The organism is Thermoanaerobacter ethanolicus JW 200 (genome assembly GCF_003722315.1).
In the GTDB taxonomy this organism is placed as follows: Bacteria; Bacillota; Thermoanaerobacteria; order Thermoanaerobacterales; family Thermoanaerobacteraceae; genus Thermoanaerobacter; species Thermoanaerobacter ethanolicus.
Window position 1 is genome coordinate 1,220,239 of record NZ_CP033580.1, and the last position, 19,646, is coordinate 1,239,884.

The 19,646-nt window shown below is 30.6% G+C and carries 17 protein-coding genes; 16 read left to right on the forward strand and 1 reads right to left on the reverse strand.

From position 1 onward, the window contains the following. Positions 1-75: 75 nt before the first annotated feature. From EB239_RS06010 to EB239_RS06085, 16 genes are all read left to right on the forward strand, one after another. On the forward strand, positions 76-1,143 hold the full coding sequence (locus tag EB239_RS06010) for an Rpn family recombination-promoting nuclease/putative transposase (protein WP_003871348.1): 1,068 nt from the start codon (positions 76-78) through the stop codon (positions 1,141-1,143). A 96-nt stretch (positions 1,144-1,239) separates the two neighbouring features. Further along, entirely contained in the window at positions 1,240-2,667 is a 1,428-nt protein-coding gene (locus EB239_RS06015; protein WP_318261449.1) for an O-antigen ligase family protein, read from the forward strand. Then, positions 2,636-3,772, forward strand: coding sequence for a glycosyltransferase family 4 protein (locus EB239_RS06020; protein WP_003871350.1), 1,137 nt, complete (start codon positions 2,636-2,638; stop codon positions 3,770-3,772). The genes EB239_RS06015 and EB239_RS06020 overlap by 32 nt, the downstream gene beginning before the upstream one ends. After that, the gene (locus tag EB239_RS06025; protein ID WP_003871351.1) at positions 3,769-4,686 is read left to right on the forward strand and encodes a glycosyltransferase family 2 protein; all 918 of its coding nucleotides are present in this window, start codon (positions 3,769-3,771) and stop codon (positions 4,684-4,686) included. The genes EB239_RS06020 and EB239_RS06025 overlap by 4 nt, the downstream gene beginning before the upstream one ends. 197 nt (positions 4,687-4,883) lie before the next feature. Further along, positions 4,884-5,942 carry a glycosyltransferase gene (locus EB239_RS06030; RefSeq protein ID WP_003871352.1) on the forward strand — a complete coding sequence of 353 codons (1,059 nt, stop codon included), beginning with the start codon at positions 4,884-4,886 and terminating at the stop codon, positions 5,940-5,942. A gap of 707 nt (positions 5,943-6,649) precedes the next feature. Continuing rightward, positions 6,650-7,693 (forward strand): IS30 family transposase, encoded by a 1,044-nt coding sequence (locus EB239_RS06035; protein WP_003869295.1) that lies wholly within the window; start codon positions 6,650-6,652, stop codon positions 7,691-7,693. A gap of 282 nt (positions 7,694-7,975) precedes the next feature. Next, on the forward strand, positions 7,976-8,092 hold the full coding sequence (locus tag EB239_RS15220; protein WP_404815211.1) for a hypothetical protein: 117 nt from the start codon (positions 7,976-7,978) through the stop codon (positions 8,090-8,092). After that, positions 8,055-8,306 carry a glycosyltransferase family protein gene (locus EB239_RS06045; protein WP_003871365.1) on the forward strand — a complete coding sequence of 84 codons (252 nt, stop codon included), beginning with the start codon at positions 8,055-8,057 and terminating at the stop codon, positions 8,304-8,306. The genes EB239_RS15220 and EB239_RS06045 overlap by 38 nt, the downstream gene beginning before the upstream one ends. Before the next feature lie 938 nt (positions 8,307-9,244). Beyond that, positions 9,245-10,294 (forward strand): dTDP-glucose 4,6-dehydratase, encoded by a 1,050-nt coding sequence (rfbB, locus tag EB239_RS06050; protein WP_003871367.1) that lies wholly within the window; start codon positions 9,245-9,247, stop codon positions 10,292-10,294. Between the two features lie 12 nt (positions 10,295-10,306). Then, complete coding sequence (rfbA, locus tag EB239_RS06055; protein WP_003871368.1) at positions 10,307-11,224, forward strand: glucose-1-phosphate thymidylyltransferase RfbA; 918 nt, start codon at positions 10,307-10,309, stop codon at positions 11,222-11,224. Between the two features lie 19 nt (positions 11,225-11,243). Further along, positions 11,244-12,140 carry a dTDP-4-dehydrorhamnose reductase gene (rfbD, locus tag EB239_RS06060; RefSeq protein ID WP_003871369.1) on the forward strand — a complete coding sequence of 299 codons (897 nt, stop codon included), beginning with the start codon at positions 11,244-11,246 and terminating at the stop codon, positions 12,138-12,140. Between the two features lies 1 nt (position 12,141). Next, positions 12,142-12,693: a dTDP-4-dehydrorhamnose 3,5-epimerase gene (gene rfbC, locus EB239_RS06065; protein WP_003871370.1), complete on the forward strand. Its 552-nt coding sequence runs from the start codon at positions 12,142-12,144 to the stop codon at positions 12,691-12,693. Positions 12,694-12,714: 21 nt separating this feature from the next. Continuing rightward, positions 12,715-14,085, forward strand: coding sequence for a sugar transferase (locus EB239_RS06070; protein WP_003871371.1), 1,371 nt, complete (start codon positions 12,715-12,717; stop codon positions 14,083-14,085). A gap of 233 nt (positions 14,086-14,318) precedes the next feature. Further along, a complete protein-coding gene (locus tag EB239_RS06075) occupies positions 14,319-15,392 on the forward strand; it encodes a mannose-1-phosphate guanylyltransferase/mannose-6-phosphate isomerase (protein WP_003871372.1) in 1,074 nt (357 codons plus the stop codon). Between the two features lie 10 nt (positions 15,393-15,402). Next, positions 15,403-16,449 carry an FxLYD domain-containing protein gene (locus EB239_RS06080; protein ID WP_003871373.1) on the forward strand — a complete coding sequence of 349 codons (1,047 nt, stop codon included), beginning with the start codon at positions 15,403-15,405 and terminating at the stop codon, positions 16,447-16,449. A gap of 16 nt (positions 16,450-16,465) precedes the next feature. Further along, a complete protein-coding gene (locus tag EB239_RS06085) occupies positions 16,466-17,623 on the forward strand; it encodes a S1C family serine protease (RefSeq protein WP_003871374.1) in 1,158 nt (385 codons plus the stop codon). A 532-nt stretch (positions 17,624-18,155) separates the two neighbouring features. Here EB239_RS06085 and EB239_RS06090 read toward each other — a convergent pair. After that, a complete protein-coding gene (locus EB239_RS06090; protein ID WP_129545109.1) occupies positions 18,156-19,433 on the reverse strand; it encodes a transposase in 1,278 nt (425 codons plus the stop codon). Positions 19,434-19,646: the final 213 nt, after the last annotated feature.

The following is a 19,646-nucleotide window of genomic DNA, read 5'->3' on the forward strand; positions in this document are numbered from 1 at the left end:
TTAAGCACTTGCGCCCGCAAGGCGAAGCATTGGCTTTTTTAATCTTTAAAATGATATAATAATAGGTGAAGTATAATGGGGAATGGTGAAAATAAAAAAACTTTAAACAATCAACATGATAAAGGCTATAAATACCTACTTTCTCATAAAAAAGTATTCATACAGCTTTTAAGAAGTTTTGTCAAAAAGGATTGGGTAAATGAAATAGATGAATCCAGTGTAATGCGCATAAACAAATCTTTTATATTGCAGGATTTTAAAAATAAAGAAGCTGATCTGATTTATCGAGCGAAATTGAAAGATAAAGATGTTTTCTTTTATATATTGATGGAATTGCAATCAAAAGTCGATTTTCAAATGCCTTACAGATTGCTTCTATATATAATTGAAGTTTGGAGAGAAATCCTTAGAGATATACCGTTGAAAGAACAAAAAAGAAAAGATTTTAAATTACCGGCTATTATTCCAATTGTATTGTATAATGGAATCAATAAATGGACTGCTTTTTTAAGCTTTAAGGAAACGATAGACTCATACCAATTGTTTGGCGAAAATATAATAGATTTCAAGTATATTCTAATTGACGTAAACAGATATAATGAAGAAGAACTTTTACAGCTGTCAAATTTGATAAGCAGTATATTTCTATTGGATAGAAAAATAGACAAGGAAGAGCTGACAGAAAAATTGGGGAAATTAGCAGATGTTTTAAAGGACATATCGGAAGAAGAATTCATAATACTTAGAAATTGGCTTTTCTCAGTTGTATCGAGATTTTTACCAGAGGATAAAGAAAAAGAGATAAAAGAAATTTTAGTACAAAGTGAGGGGGTGGAAGAGATGATTTCAAATTTAGAACGAAGCTTAAGAGAAGAGTTTAGGAAAACGAGAAGAGAAGGATTAAAAGAAGGACTTAAAAAAGGGAAGTTGGAAGGCTTAAAAATAGGAAAAATGGAAGGGAGAATGGAAGGCAAAATAGAAGGAATACGCATGGTAGTGTTTGAGCAACTCAAGGAAAAATTCACAGATATTCCAGCAGAATATTTGGAAGGTATTGCAAAATTGGATGATAAAACTTTACTTCAGTTAGCAAAAGACATTTTAAAGATAGAGAAATTAGAAGAGTTGAAGAAATATATATAAATTGAGATGAGTTTGAATTATTTTCTCTTACCTAAGGGAGAAAAAGCGAGAAAGAGAAACTAATTGTACGAAATCATAATTTAGTATAATTGTAAGGTGGTAGAAGGTAAAGTGATTATAACACCATTAGGATATATTTTAATACCGATGGGTTTTTTTGTATTTTTTTCATATCCATCATATTTGTTAGGATTGTTGGTATTTTTTTCGCCTTTTCAAGCGGCATCAGTTATTAATTTTAAAAATTTAAATTTTGGTGTGCAACCGGGTTATTTTTTTGCAATATTGTGGATTATACATGAAATAATTAATATTCTTAGAGGGAAAAAATTTACGATAGTAAAGGAACAAAAAATGATAATTATGTTGTTAATTAATTTCTTTGTTGTATCAGCGTCCAGTATTCTCATGCCGTTGTTTTTAAGTGATAAAAATATAACTGTCCATAATCCAAAAGGATATGACGTATTACTTTCCTTTAGCAGGACGAATATTACACAATTGCTATATTTATTAACAAATTTAACTGTAACAATATTAATAGTATTAGGGTTGAGGAATTTATCCGAAGTGAAGAAATTAATAAAAATATTACTATATTCTTGTTTTTTTGCGCTGGTATATGGTATATATCAATTAATGTGTTATCTCTTAAAGTTACATTTTCCGTATTGGCTATTCAATAATAATATTGGATATAGCCAAGGCTTTAACCAAATGGTTGGAAATATAAAAAGAATTAGTTCTATAGCAACTGAACCTTCTATGTATGCGTTTTTTTTGCTTATGATGATTCCAATAATTTTAAGTGTAAGAATAAGTAAAAATAACATAATTAGCAAAAAAATGGTTACTGTTTTATTGTATTTAACTATTGCAGAAATTATTTTAACTACGAGTTCTACCGGTTATATTGGTTTACTATTTTTTATTTCAATCTATACTATATATAATTTTCTGCATAGTATAAGAGGAGGAAGAAAATATCAACAAAGTCTTTATTACATAATTAGAACAGTTGGTATTATTACAGGGCTGAGTATTATTTCATTAAATATATATATATTTGTATTTGGATTAGCTAATGTAATTAATGCACTTGCCTCACTAACAGTTGACAAGTTTAATACTCTTTCTGGGCAAGAAAGGTTACAAGGTTTTTTAAATGGTTTAAATTTATTCATTAATTATCCTGTTTTTGGGGTGGGATATGGTTCAAATAGAACATATGATTTGATAACAACAATATTATCGAATACCGGTATACTGGGGTTTATTTCATTTTCAATGATAATTATTATTGCGATAAAGATTTTGATGAAGTATATTAAAGTTGCTAGGAATGATGAAAAATTTATAATGATTGGCTTATTGTTTTCTTTATTAAATGCAATATTTGCATTTACAATATCAATACCCGATTTAATTTTTCTTTATTTTTGGATTATATTAGGATTTATTTTTACTATACCAAAAGTTGTGGAGGTTTCAAATGAGAATAGCCATAAACGCTTCGATTCTTGATGACAGGCCATCAGGCTTGGGAATATATACTTTAAACGTGATAAATCATTTATGCCAAATTATTGATAAAAATGATGAGCTAGTTATCTATACTTCTGTGCCACAATACTTTGCAGAGCAAGGTAATATAAAAATAAAAAAAATACCCGAAATGACACAGCCTAAATATGGCAAGCAAGCTGCAATTAATAGGTTTATATGGACAAATACTTCGTTGTTAAAAGATCTAAAAGAAGAAAAAGTTGATTTGCTTTACTCTACTACTCATCATGGACCGTTGATTTATAAAAACCAAGTAATAACTATTCATGATTTATTGCCAATTCATTTTAATTATAAGGATTCTTTACAGAGAATATTGCAGACAAATTATTTTAAATTTATATTACCTCAAATAATTGGAAGAGCAAAAAAAATAATAACTATTTCGGACTGTACTAAAAGTGATATAATAAAATATTTCAACGTGCAAGAGGAAAAAATTGCAAGGATATATAATGGATATGATAAGAATTTGTTTTTTCCAAGAAATAATGCAAGAAGTTATATTTATGGAAAATATAAGATAGAAGATTATATATTAGCTGTTGGTGCATCTTATCCTCATAAGAATTACGATAATTTAATTAAAGCTATTACTTTAACATTAGATAAAAATATCAAATTAATCATTGCTGGTGGCAAAGACGAGTATAGAAATTATTTAAAAAAATTGACAAAAGAATTAAATTTGGCAGACAGAGTTTTGTTTATTAATTATGTTCCTCAAGAAGATTTACCATATATGTACTCTGCTGCAAAATGTTTGGTTTATCCATCTTTGTACGAAGGTTTTGGGTTACCACCTTTAGAGGCTATGGCTTGTGGATGTCCAGTAATAACATCAAGTACTTCGTCATTACCAGAGGTTGTAGGCGATGCTGGTATTATGGTTAAACCTTTTGATGTAGAAGAAATAGCTAGAGCTATTGATTTAGTGCTGTCGAATGAAAATTTACGGAAGGAAATGATCGAAAAAGGATTAAAACAAGCTCAAAATTTTTCATGGAGAAAAACAGCAAAAGAAATTTATAAAGTGATAAAAGAAATAGGTGAGAAGAAATGAAAATATCGGTTATTATTCCTGTGCTAAATTGCGAAAATGTTATCAATCTATTATTAGAAAAATTATGGAATCAAACAATAAAACCGCTGGAAGTTATAGTAATAGATTCTGAATCTGATGATAATACACGCGAAATTGCTAGAAAAGCAGGAGCAAATGTTATAGAAATTAAAAGAAAAGACTTTAATCATGGTGGTACAAGAAATTTAGCTGTTGAACATACAGTTGGAGATATATTAGTATTTCTAACACAAGACGCGTTACCAACAAATGAACATTTTTTAGAAAACCTAATTAAACCACTGGAAGATCCTATGATTGCGGCTTCATATGGTAGGCAGGTCCCTAGAGATGAGGCAATTCCAACAGAAAAGTTTTCAAGACTGTTTAATTATCCACCAGAGGATAAAATTAAATCAAAAGATGATATAAAAACAACGGGTATTAAAACATTTTTTTTCACAAATGTATGTTCTGCAATTAAGAAAAAAGAATTTTATGAGGTTGGAAAGTTTCCCCACAATACGATATTAAATGAAGATATGATACTAGCTTCAAAATTGATTTTAAGAGGATACAAGATAGCTTATGTTTCAACTGCTGAAGTATTGCATTCTCATAATTATGGCTTAAAAAAACAATTTCAACGGAATTTTGATATAGGCGTTTCATTAATAGAAAATGATTTTATATTAAAATATGCAACTGCTGAAAGTGAAGGTGTCAGATTTTTAATAAATGAGCTAAAATATTTAATTGAAAAGAAACATTTTTTTTGGATACCGTATGCCATTGCAGAAAACGGAAGCAGATTTATAGGTTATAGATTAGGGCTGAAACATAAAAGTATTCCATTGTTTTTAAAAAAGAAATTAAGTATGAATCCAAATTATTGGACAAAAGGAAGTGATTGATATAGATAATTTCAAAGCTGAATTATTATTGTAAATTACAATGGAGAAAAGTACATAAATGAGTGTATTCGCTTTGTTTTTTAGCTAAAAAGTTTTAATCTTTTAAGTCCAAATAGACATAGATTATTAAAAGTTATAAGAAAAGAAATGATTGAATTTTAAAGATTATTTAAAGCATTAAAGGAAAGGAGTTTCAAATGAAAGTAAGATTTATAAGTCCTAAGCCATTTTCAATAGCTTATGGGGGGTTAGAAATTCAATTAAAAAAATTTAAAGAATATCTTGAATATAATAAGATTGAAGTTGACTTTTTAGATTTTTATAATCAAAATCTTTTAAACGATATTGACATTTTGCATTTTAATGGTTTTTCAAACTGGTATGCTGAATTAATTCCATTATTGAAAAATAAATATCCAAATTTAAAGTTAGTTATTTTACCTACATATTTTGTACCAAATCTATTAAAATATTATTTTGCAAAGAAATTATCAAAGCTATGTTTTATACCTAATTATTTCTCATATAAACGAAAGATTTTATTACATGCAGATGCAATAATCACCAATAGTATATCAGAAAAGAAACAACTTTTAAAATTATTCAATGCTGATTCAAAAAAGATTCATGTTGTTTATAATGCAGTGGATGAGAATTTTTGTAATATCAAAAAAGAGGATGAAGATGTTTTTATAAAAAAATATAATATTGATAGAGGTTATTTATTGTGTGTAGGTTATCTTGATGAAAGAAAGAATTCTTTAAATTTAATTAGAGCTTATTTAAATATATATAACAAAATAAAAAGAAAATTAGTTTTGATTGGAGATATTAGAACTTCAAATATCCATTATAAACGAGAGATTATGACTTTAATTGAAAAAAACACAGATAAAATTTTATGGATAAAATTTATTGAACATGATTCTACTATTTTAAAGTCGGCGTATTATAATTGTGAGTTACATGTTTTACCAAGTAAAATTGAGACTCCCGGATTAAGTAATTTGGAAGCTGGCATATTTGGTAAAAAAATAGTAGTAGGTGATTGCGCTCCAGTAAGAGAATATTTTGGTGATTATGCATATTATTGTAAATCAAGTAGCATAAAGAGCATTGAGACAGCTATTATAAATGCAATAAATGACTATAATTATAATCCTAATGAGTTACAGCGATTTATCTTATCAAATTATACATGGAAAAAATCTGTCGATAAATTAATATCGATATATAATTATTTAATTACGGGATAGTAGAATAGAGATAACAAAATTAGAATAATGTTTATACACTTTACTGTTTTACCGAAACATGAGGTTCTTTTACTACTGAGATTGCTGAAAATACTCGTGCTACGTGTATAAGAATTTAACTGTCCTTTTAAAAAGTTTGGTTATAAAAACTAAATAAAAAGAAAGCTTTATAGGTTTTATGTTATGTAAAGAAATGGGCCATCTATTACTTGGAGAAAGGCATTATCAGTCAGAGCAGTTTCTGATAGTTTTCAAAAAAGTTGTAGTCACATCAAATAATCCTTATATGTAACATTGTTTCCAAGATAATCTTTGCACCCATTGATGATTGTAGATCTTATACTGTAATTTCTGATAGTCTTCAGTATCTTTACCAAAGCTGTGCAAATAGTCGGTAGGAGCACCACACAGGACATTCATCGACATCTATTTCAAGAGGTTTAATGCGTCTTACAGGAGTGATTAAGGTTTGATATCTAATAAAATGAGGGGTTTATCTGACATAACTAACTAAATATGGGAGGCCCGAATTATGAATGAATACAAAAGCGGTATAAGTGTTGTGACTATAGCAATGAACGAAGAAAAAAATATAATTAGTTGGTTAGTTGTATAATTAAATGCAACAGATAAAAAAATAGAAACCATAGTGAAAATCGTGTATGATATAGGTGTCAACTAAACATCATACAAGGAGGATTTTCACTATGGTTCATAATAATGATACCACAAAAAATCGTTCTTTTAAACACTTAAGTAGCTATGAACGAGGAGAGATCTATGCATTACTCAAAGAAGGAAGAAGTATTCGGTATATTGCTAAAAAACTTAATCGATCTCCAAGCACTATAAGCCGTGAAATTAAACGTGGAACTACTACACAACTTAGAAGTGATTTATCTTCTTATACAAGCTATTTTCCTGAAACCGGTCAAGCTATCTACGAAAAAAATCGTTCAAATTGCGGAGCTAAATTTAAAGTAGCTAAAGCAGAAGATTTCTTGAAATATGCTGAAAATAAAATATTAAATGAAAAATGGTCACCAGATGCAGTTGTAGGCTATTGTAAAAAAGACCCAAGCTGGAATAATAAAACCATTGTTTGTACTAAAACACTGTACAACTATATAGATAGAGGATTATTAAAAGTTAAAAACATTGATTTACCTTTAAAACTACGTTTAAAACCAAGGAAGAAACAAAATCGTAAAAATAAACGTATTATGGGTAAAAGTATTGATTTTAGGCCTAAAGAAGTTGAAAGCCGTGAAGTTTTTGGGCATTGGGAAATAGATACGTTAATTGGCAAGAAATCTAATGACAAGGTCCTTTTAACATTAATAGAGCGTAAGACTCGCCATGAAATAATATTCTTATTAGATGCAAAAGACAATAAATCTGTTAAAGATGCATTATCAAAATTAAAAGATATGTTTGGTGACAATTTAAACAAAGTATTTAAAACAATAACATCTGATAATGGTACAGAGTTTAGTGATTTAGAAAGTGCTCTTTTAGAATATGGCGTAGAAGTATATTATACACATCCATATTCATCTTGGGAAAGAGCTACAAATGAACGACATAACGGTCTTATACGACGTTTCATCCCTAAAGGTAAAAGTATTAAAGATTTATCTATAGATACGATAAAGAGAGTAGAAAACTGGCTTAATAACCTTCCACGAAAATTGTTAAATTACAAAACGCCTAAGGAATACTTTTATGAAGAGCTGGCAAAAATCTGTTAAGCCCATCCCTTATAAAGTTTAGAGCTCGTTCGTGATTTGTCAAGGGGCAGGCTTCGCCTGACTTTAACCCTTGACAAATCACGACCTTCGCTCAATTTGTTAACTAAGATGGGCTTAAGGTTATATATGATTTGTTCCAAATCCTATATCTACATGATTTTCATTAGGTGTTGCATTTAATATTGCAATTTATAAAATATAATTAGTTTCATAAACTCTCATAAACTTGTTGCTGATGAAATTATAGTAGTTGATGGTGGTAGTAATGATAATACGGTTAAGATTGCGAAAGAATTAGGTGCTCGAGTAATAGAAAACAAATGGCTAGGTTATGCAAAACAGTGGAATGTAGGCATAAAAAATGCAAGATATAAATGGATTAGATCATATAATAACTGAGAAACTGGCGAATGAAATTAAATTTATGATCTATAATTTTTCTGAGAAGTATGATGCTTTTTTTATTCCTAGGAGAAATATAATGTTTGGGAAATGGGTAAAATATGGAGGATTTTATCCCGATATACCATATCCAAGACTTTTTAAAAATGGACTTGGGTATTTTGATGAGGGTAACTTAGTACATGAAAAACTAATTATAAACCAGCGATAAAGTGGGAAAATTGAAAAATGATATAATACACAATACTTTTATGAATGTGGAAAGGTATATTGAAAAAATTAATAAATATACAACATTAGAAGCCAAAATGTTATTAGAAAAAAATAATACCTATAAACATAAGGGATTTTTTAACATAAAACTTTACAAAGATAAATCTTTTATTAGAATGAAATTACCCTTAAGACCAATTGTCGTATTCATTAATAGGTACTTTCTGAAATTAGGTTTTTTGGATGGGAAAATTGGGTTGTATATGGCTATATTTTGTCCGCAATTTATGAGTATATTACTATTATGAAGTTATGGGAGTATAATAAGGAACTGAAATTAAAAAATCGTGATTAAAATGTATACTTATAACTAGGAGATGCAAATTTTTTATTAGAATTCCATAAAATTCAAACAATTAAGACTTATAGACTTTCTAATCCTAATTGTTATATCGTTTATTTGAAAATGAATAAAAATAAAAATAGAGTTTAAAAGTAATAATATTGAAATTTGGTAGTCTTTCAAGCAAATTGGACTAAAACGCATAACATAATAAAATTTCTTATTAAGATGTCTATATCAATAGTATCACATGAAAATTTTACCATTAAGGTAAGGGAAAGTTTGTTATTTCAGTATAACCAAAAATTTCTTCTATTGCTATAAAAATATGGTATATTAAAACTATTCTAGATTATTGGAGAATAGAGCTTAGAATTATATCAGTTTATATTAATTATGGTTTGTTTTTTGAAAAGCTTGATGAGTTTCTTGTCAGAGTCTATATAGTCATTAGGATATGTACCGCCAAGTAAGTTTTTATAAAGAAATTTTGCGAGATAATAGGAGTTGCGAAGCTTTAATTTTTTGAGTCCAAGTAATCAGAAATTAGTATTTAATTTTTGGAAAAAACAAATGTGAAAGGATGAATAAATGTGAAAATATTAGTTACAGGTGGGGCAGGATTTATAGGAAGTAATTTTATCAAGTATATGCTTTCAAAGTACAAAGATTACAAAATTATAAACCTTGATAAACTTACATATGCAGGAAATCTGGAGAATTTGAAAGATGTAGAAGATAATCCTAACTATACTTTTATCAAGGGAGATATATGTGATAAAGAGCTTGTAGAAGAGATATTTTCACAGGATATTGATTATGTAGTCAATTTTGCAGCAGAATCTCATGTAGACAGAAGCATTATGGACCCTGAAATATTTGTAAAAACTAATGTACTTGGAACAGTGACTTTGCTTAATGCAGCCAAAAAGGCATGGGAAGAGGGAGATAGTTTTAAAGAGGGGAAAAAGTTTTTACAGGTATCGACAGATGAAGTTTATGGTTCTTTAGGTGAGACAGGCTATTTTACAGAAAATACACCACTTGACCCTCATAGTCCATATTCATCGAGTAAAGCAGCGGCTGATTTAATAGTCAAAGCCTACTATGATACATATAAAATGCCTATAAATATAACGAGATGTTCAAATAACTATGGACCATATCAATTTCCGGAAAAACTGATACCATTAATGATAAATAATTGTTTAAATAAAAAACCTCTTCCTGTTTATGGAGATGGGCTTAATATAAGAGACTGGCTTTATGTAGAGGATCACTGTAAAGCAATAGATCTAGTTCTTCATAAAGGAAGAGTAGGAGAAGTATATAATATTGGTGGCAATAATGAAAAGACAAATATAGAGATAGTGAAGTTAATTGTATCATATATTCACGACAATGTAGATCCAACTGTAGATGAAAGCTTGATTACATATGTAGCAGATAGAAAGGGACATGATAGAAGATATGCTATTGATGCGACAAAAATTAAGGAAGAGTTGGGATGGTATCCTGAAACTAAATTTGAGGACGGCATTAAAAAAACGATAGAATGGTATCTTCAAAACAGAGAATGGCTTAAAAATGTTACATCTGGAGAGTATCAAAAATATTACGAAAGAATGTATTCCAATAGATAGGAGGAAATGCAAATGAAAGGTATAATTCTAGCAGGTGGGTCAGGTACGAGGCTTTATCCTATAACAAAAGCCATATCAAAGCAAATTTTGCCTATCTATGATAAGCCAATGATATATTATCCTTTGTCTGTTCTTATGCTTGCAGGAATTAGAGAAATACTGATTATATCCACTCCAAGGGACATAAACACCTTTAAAGAGCTTCTGGAAGATGGAAGCCAGTTAGGATTACGCTTTGAATATGCTGTACAGGAGGCACCTCGTGGGATTGCTGAGGCCTTTATCATTGGAGAAGATTTTATTGGCAAAGACAACGTTGCTCTTATATTGGGTGATAACATTTTTTACGGCTATGGATTTACTGAAAGACTTGAAAGAGCAGCGAGCAGAAAAGAAGGAGCTACTATATTTGGCTATTATGTGAGCAACCCGAGTGATTATGGTGTTGTAGAATTTGATGAAAACTTTAATGTTATATCAATTGAAGAAAAACCAAAACATCCCAAGTCCAATTATGCTGTACCTGGGCTTTATTTTTATGATAATGAAGTGATTGAAATAGCCAAAAGTATTAAACCCTCTGCAAGAGGAGAACTTGAGATTACCTCAGTTAATAATGAATATCTAAAAAGAGGAAAACTCAAAGTTGAATTATTGGGCAGAGGGATGGCATGGTTTGATACTGGTACGCCGAGTGGGCTTTTAAATGCTGCTAATTTTGTTGAAGCGATTCAAACGAGACAGGGACTGTATATTGCCTGCATTGAAGAAATTGCCTATAGAAAAGGCTTTATAGATAAGGAACAGCTATTAAAACTTGCTGAACCTTTAAAAAAAGTTGAATATGGGAAATATCTTTTAAAGTTAATAAATGAAGAGGAAAATGATGCAATCAAAGAAGTAGCGGCTACAAGTGAGATCTTTTATTAAAAGGAGTTGATTTGGCAGAATGAGGCTACTTATTACAGGGGCTAGAGGGCAATTAGCTTTGCAACTTCGCTCAATTATAGAAAAAGGCAGAAGTGAGATTGGAGAAATAGACCCCATATATAAAGAGGCTGTAATAAAGTATACATCTCATGATGAACTGGATATTACTGATTTAAAGAGTGTTTTAAGATTCGTAGATGAGTATAGACCAGATGTTATAATAAATTGTGCAGCTTATACTAATGTAGATAAATGTGAGAGTGATATTGATACTGCCTTCAAAGTAAATGCTATAGGACCAAGGAATCTGGCAATAGCAGCTCAAAAGATTGGAGCGAGATTATTACATGTATCTACAGATTATGTTTTTAATGGAACGGGAGATATTCCTTTTAGGGAATATGATATTCCACAACCGATAAATGTATATGGAAAAACGAAACTTCTTGGGGAACAGTATGTAAGAGAGTTTTGTGATAGGTACTTTATAGTAAGAACAGCATGGCTCTATGGGAAATACGGAAAAAATTTTGTGTACACTATTCTGAAAGCAGCAAAGGAGAAGGGATATTTAGAAGTTGTGAATGATCAGAAAGGGAATCCAACAAATGCGGAAGATTTAGCCCATCACATTTTGAAACTGGTACTTACGGAAGAATATGGAATATATCATTGTACAGGAAAAGGCGAATGCAGTTGGTATGATTTTGCCTGCAAAATTGTAGAATATGCGGGAATAAATTGCACTGTAGTTCCTATTACTTCTGATAAAATAGATAGGCCTGCCAAAAGACCTTTTTATTCCTCTCTGGATAATATGATGTTAAGATGTACTATTGGGGATGAAATGAGAAACTGGGAAGATGCATTAAAAGCTTTTATTGAGGATTTAAAAAATACAGGACAGGAGGGCTGATATGGGAAAGTTTAAGTTCATAGAGACAGAAATAGAAGGATTGTACATAATAGAGACGGGAATTTTTGAAGATAATAGAGGGTATTTTATGGAATCGTACAATTACAGAGATTTTAAAGCCGCAGGAATTGATGCGGTGTTTGTCCAGGATAATCAATCAAAATCCAAAAAAGGTGTTTTAAGGGGATTGCATTTTCAGAAGAAACATCCGCAAGGTAAACTGGTGAGAGTTTTAAAGGGAGAGGTTTTTGATGTAGCGGTTGATTTAAGAAAAGACTCCAAAACTTATGGTAAATGGGTAGGGGTTATTTTGTCTGACAAAAACAAAAGGCAGTTTTATATTCCAGAGGGGTTTGCCCATGGTTTTTTAGTTTTGTCTGATGAAGCAGAGTTTTTCTATAAATGTACCGATTTTTATTATCCTGACGATGAGGGCGGGATAATATGGAATGACCCTGATATAAATATACAATGGCCTTTAGATGGCATTGAAGAAATAATTTTATCAGAAAAAGATAAAAAATGGCCAAGGTTAAGAGATTTAGCGTTTTAATATTATTGAAGGGGTGGAATAATGTGGTATAGAAGATGGAGTATTGCGCTTGATATTAGCGCATTCATTTTAGCTTTTGCACTTGCTCTATATATTAGATTTGACAACTTAAAAATGTTGTCACAGTTTTGGTATATTACTACTTTTGTTATTTTGCTTACTCTTGATTTTCTGATTTTGTATTTTAAAGGATTATATGATAAAAAACATAAGCCTTTATTTAATCAAATAGGTATAGTAATAGATGGTCTTGTTTATTCTGTATTTATATATTTACTGATATCTTATTTTACCAAGATGACGGATTTTTCAAGATTAACGCTTATATACATATTTATTATAGGATTAACTTTGCAGATTACATTTAAGGTACTCTTAGCGTATTTGCAAAAAAGGAGATACAAAAAAGGATTGGATTTGAGCAATGCATTAGTAATAGGCGATTATACAAAGATACCAAAAGAGCTAATGGATAAACTTAAAACACGTGAATATGGAATAAATATAGTGGGATATTTGTCTAATGATATAAATGGTAACGATTTGAATAGATTAGGGAGTATAAAAGATTTTAGTGAAATTGTTGATAAATATAACGTTGAGATGATATTTATAGTTTCTAAGGTAGAAAATGTAGAAGAAGTTATAAATATTAGTCTGGATAAGTACATAAGTATATATTCTATCAACAACAGTATAAATCTTCCGAATTATCCTATGGAAATAGAGATTATTAATGATATGCCAATTTTGAAGTTGAAAGATGTATTTATAAGTGGATTTGAAGGGCATATGAAAAGACTTTTGGATTTCACACTGTCACTTATTGCTTTAATCATTCTATCACCATTGTTTGTTGTAATATCGCTTTTAATAAAACTAACTTCTCCTGGGCCGGTATTTTTTGTTCAAGATAGAATAGGATTAAATGGAAAGTTGTTTAAAGCGTACAAGTTTAGGACAATGGTCATAAATGCCGAAGAGATTTTATTAAAGTGGTTAGATGAGAATCCTGAAATTAGAGAGGAATATTTGGTACATCATAAACTTAAAAACGATCCAAGAGTAACAAAAATAGGTAAATTTTTAAGAAAAACAAGTCTAGACGAGTTGCCGCAATTATTTAATGTGCTAAAAGGTGATATGAGCTTGGTAGGTCCCAGACCTTATCTTGTAAGAGAATTGAATGATACCAAGCATTATGCAAGGTTCTTATGGAGAGTCCCACCAGGAATTACAGGCTTATGGCAAATAAGTGGGCGGAATGAGGTAGATTTTGAAGGCAGATTAGAAATGGACATGCAGTATATATCCAATTGGAACTTATGGCTTGATATAAATATTCTCTTTAAGACTATTCCCGCGGTACTTAAAAGAGATGGTGCGTATTAACAAATTTAATGAGAATAAAAATAAGAATCCACAATATGGTACTGTATAATAGACCATTTAAAAGACCTTTATAAAATTTTTCGTTAAACATATACTCACATTCCTTATTTTTTATTTATATTTTGCTTTTTCATTAAATTTTATTCGTGGTTGATGGAAAGTATTAATTAAAAACTTTTGCTTGTATATTGAGTAAGCTTAGTTGAACAAATTAACTAAGAAGGATGATGCAAATGATAACAGGTGTTATTATGGCGGGTGGCAAAGGTGAAAGGTTTTGGCCTAAAAGCAGGATGAAAATGCCAAAGCAGTTTTTGAATCTTTATGGAGATAAAACAATGATTCAACAAACTGTGGAGAGACTAAAGAGAATCATGCCTGTAGAAAATATTTTTGTTGTTACTAATATCGATTATGCGGGAATAATTAGTGATCAAATTCCTGATTTACCAACAGAAAATATTTTGATAGAACCTATGGCTAAAAATACTGCAGCTTGTATAGGCCTTGCAGCACTGCACACAGAAAGGCTTGATAAAGAGTCTATAATGGTTGTTGTACCATCTGACCATGTTATAAAAGACGAAGAAACATATATTGAGATATTAAAAACAGCAATAGAAAAAGCAAAAGCAGGGGATAATCTTGTGACAATAGGTATAAAACCTACGCGTCCTGAAACAGGATATGGTTATATAAAATTCAGGAAAGTAACGAGAGAAATAATAAATAAAAATCCTGTGCATAAAGTGGAAAGATTTGTAGAAAAACCTGATTATGATACAGCAGTAAAATATGTGGAAAGTGGAGATTATCTTTGGAATAGCGGTATGTTTATATGGAAGACATCATCAATATTAAACGCTATACAAAAATACATGCCTGAATTACATAAAGCATTGGAGAATATAAGGAAAAATTTTGATGCAGATGATGTAGAAAAAGCGTTATACGATGAATACTCAAAACTTGAAAGCATATCAATAGATTACGGCGTAATGGAAAAAGCTAAAAATGTCTATGTCGTGCCAGGAGATTTTGGCTGGGATGATGTGGGAAGCTGGACATCTATTGAAAGGCTCTATGAAAAAGATGATAATGGCAATGTCATAAAAGGCAATGTAGTAAGTGTAGATACAAAGAAATGCATAATAACCGGTAATGAAAGGCTCATTGCGACATTGGGTATAGAAGATGTAATAATTGTAGATACAGAAGATGCACTTTTAATTTGTTCAAAAGATAAGGCACAGAATGTGAAAGAGATATTGAAGGAGTTGAAAGAGAAAAAGAGTGAGTATTTGTAGGAGGGGATTTATGGAAAACCAAAATAAGTATTGGCTTATCCCTTTTAGTTTTGCTGTAATAATTGTTTTTGCATTAGTAGTTTATGTTTTTTATGAAATAGGGATCGATAAAAGGGTAGAGGAAATGAGAATAAAAGCGGAAGAAATGGCTTTAGAAGGGAATTTTGATGCTGCTTTAAATCTTGTCAAATCAGGTTTAGCTTTGCGTCCTAACCATAAGGTATTGCAACAAGACTTGACTTTAATAAATTTTGGGAAGACATTGTATCAAAAGCTAGAAACAGCTAAAAAGGATGCAGATGATAAAGAATTTGATAAAGCATTGGAAACTGTTTCTACCGTTGAGAAAGAACTTGAAAATCGAAATGGCGAATATTTTGATATGCTTCGAAAGCTTGTTAATAAATATAAAGGAGAGATAGAAGTAAAGCAAATTTATTACCTTGTTGCTGATAAAAATACGATTGATGAATTAGCTGATGCATTATCTAGATTAGCCTATATAGACAATCCAGAAGCAAAGAAGGTTGATAAATTAATACGTGAAAAAATAGTTAATATAGCTTATTCCACTGCTAATGAAATGTTAAAAGATAAGCAGTACAATAAGGCTTTAGAAGTGATAGAAAAAGCTTTGCAATATGATAGCTCTAATGATAAGCTTATTTCATTTAAAAAAACTATAATAGAACAAAAAACTGCTTTTGAAAAAGCAGAAGCTCAGAGGATGGAGGAAGCTTTGATTGCTGCGGCACAAGAAGAAGCTATAAATAGAACTAATGCTGTTCGGGTATTGAGTATCAAAGGTTATACCAACGAATATGGAGATTTAATCATAGAAGGAGAAATTGAAAATGTGGCCAAAAGACCTATATATGCGGTGGAGGTTTATTACAATATATATGACGCTGATGGCAATGTTGTTGGTTATGGAAGTGCTTATGTATATCCGAGTTATCTGATGCCTTTGCAAAGAGGTAGTTTTTCTAATATGCATTATGGAATTTTCAATGCAGCGCATGTTACAGTAACTCGAGTAACATGGTATCTCAACTGAAAAAGGGGTAGTAGATATGACTCGCTCTAAGAATTCTCTGATTTTTTACCTAGCTCTCACAATTATAGTAGTGGACATTGGACTTATTGCTTTCTTTTTTATTAATAAACAGTTTCATCAACAAGTAATTACAGGAAGCTCCAGATTAGGTTCTCTTATTGACGAAAATCCGCAGGTAGAAAACAGTAAAGGGAATAATATAAAAGCTATAATAGCTGAGAATCAGGAAAAAGTTATGTATATTGAAGTAGATAATGGAGGGGATGTGGTTTCAGGCTCTGGTTTTTTGTATAACACTAATGGTGACGTTATAACAAATGCTCACGTGGTTGGAGATGCTGGTGAAGTGAAAGTAAAAACCTATGATGGTCATGAATATATCGGTACAGTAATAGGTAGAGGGAGAGACGTGGATGTGGCATTAATACGTGTGCCTGGACTAGCAGGAAAGACTCCCGTTAAAATTTCTTCTAGGAAAGCGGAAGTTGGTGACCCTGTAATTGCTTTAGGAAGTCCATTGGGATTACAGAATACAGTTACAACAGGGATAATAAGTGGTGTGGGAAGGACTTTCACGATTCCTCCTTATGAGTACAAAGATGTGTATCAAATATCTGCTCCTATTGCTCATGGAAGTAGCGGAGGCCCCTTAATAGATCAAAATACAGGAGAAGTTTTAGGTATAAATTCAGCTGGTGCCAGTGAAGGGAGTGTAGGATTTTCGATACCCATAGGTCAAGTATTACCTCTTGTTGAAAATTGGTCGAAGAATCCATCAAAATCTCAACCAAATGAGTATGCTGTTAGTGTTCAAGATCAATTTAATGAGGGGCAAAGTATTAAAGACGAAGCGATAGTTTTAATTGAGTATTTTTATGAATGTATCAATTCTCATGATTATGTTAGTGCTTATGCACTTTTAGGTAGTGACTGGCAAAGTAGAATTTCTTATCAGAATTTTCGGGATGGTTACCTTAGAACAAAATATGTCAGTATTCTAGATATTATGGCTAATGAGAAATATAATAACCGTGTAGAAGTTATTGTAACCATAGAGGCTTTAGAAATTACAACAGAAGGTACTGAACGAGTAAGTCAATATTTGTGTACATATGAAGTGGGTTATGAAAATGATCAGTTAAAAATTTTAAAAGGAGAGTTTAAGAAGATTTAAGAACTTGTACAAGAAGTGATGGCAGTTTAATTTAGATAGTATGTAGTTATAAGCTAATTCTAGTATTTCAAATATAAAGGGTACTTTTAATTTATTTGAAGAGTAAAGTATGGAAGGAAAAGAAGTATTGAAGGAATCGAAAGAGAAAAAGGGTGAGTATTTGTAAGGCTTTAAAGGCAATTTTAGCAAACAGGATTATTCCTGTTTTTATTTTTGTCGATATATGTCGAAATATTTTCAATATTTGTGTTGTTTTTTGAAAAATAAAATGGTAGAATATAGATGGATAAAAATATATTTTCACTTTTTAAAGGTTTTGATTTTAAGATAGGGATGTGCAAAATTAATTAAAATAGTTACGACCAAAAGCCAGAATATGTATAACATACAATATATAGTAATCAAGACTGACAATCAAACATAAAGTAAGGGATAAGGGAAAAGAAAAGACAAAAAGAGGAGCTAAAAAAGGGCATAAATATCCTGTAGAAGTCAAATGTTAAAAAGTGGCATGAACTAAATTCAGCAAAAGTTAAGCCGATTGCATCAGAGCACTAAGAGACTTAAACTCATCAAATTTACCCAGTTTAATAGCTACAATAGCGACAGTAAGCAAAGTAATATGGCCAAAAGTATTAAGGTTGCTGACAGAATTAATATTTCTAACATAAGCCTTTTCAAAATCTAGAGCTTTAAATCGAGAATTATATCTTTCTGATTCTACTCTTAGTCTATAGACAGCCTTAAAATATAGGGAGTCTCTATTAATAGAAGACCTATAATCAGAAGATATAATAGCATACTTAGTACAGCCTCTATGCTTTTTGCCATTAAAATATTTAGGATGCTTTATAGGGCAGGCAGAGTCATCTTTAGAATTACAGAACTTGCAAACAAATTTTTGCTTAATAAAACCATCAAAATACTGCTTGCCGTCTTTGAGCATTTTAATACCTGCTTCACAAACCATATAACCATCATCAGTCAGTGGAGGATTTTTAGAATTACGCTTGTTAAGAGGAATAAAACAATGACCATGGAGAGTATCTCTAACAAAATTATAAACTCTCTTAACATCATACCCCTTATCGGCAATAAAATTAACATACTTAAGGTTAAACCACTTATTAGTCTTTTCAAGTAAAGACAAAGCAACTTCAAAATCGGGGACATCAGCAGGAGTAGTAGTTTCAGCGATAGGCAATCCAGAGATAGCATCAACAATAATATGATTTTTATAGCCCCAATAAAACTTATAACGTTTATTAGAAGAATCATTAGAAGCAGAATAAACGCCTAATTTACAATCCTTATCAGACTTAGGCTGATTATCTTTAGAGAATTTATTTTTAGAAAAAGACTTAGGGTTATTTAACTTAGTGTTAGCTTTAATAGGGGTAGAGTCCATGGAAATAAACTCACCGGAGATAATACCCATATTTTTGAGGATATTGACCTGATTTTGAAAAATAGAGGTCAAATAATCATGAGAGAAGTCATTAATAAAACGGCGAAAAGTCCAATAAGAAGGAAGAGGTTTAGAAATGTCGAAGCCACAAAGATGAGCAATGATAAGATTATTGCGGAGATAATCTAAAAGATCAGAAATTGTGCCGAATCTTTCAGCTTTCATGACAATAAAAGCTCTAAAAAGTGCATGATGAGAATAACCCTTACGGCCAGGACTAGAGGAAGGGAATTCAGGTATTAAAGACAGGTCAAGATTTTCAAACATAGAAGAATAGAAATCAATTTTAGACTGAGAGGTAAAGAGTTCAGGTATATTTAAAAGTAATTGAAGCTGGTACATGTAGGATTTCCCCCTCCTTAAAAAATATTTTCATGCGGTATATATAATAATTCGACAAATGGGAGGGGAAATCCTACATAAAAGATAAAAAATTCAAGAGTGATAGAAAAAAAGCATGTCTGTGGAATGGCTTAAATGAAGGCTTTTGAATTTTGCACAAGTCTATTTTAAGATATTAAAGAGGTGAAAGATATATATGTCTAACAAATGGTA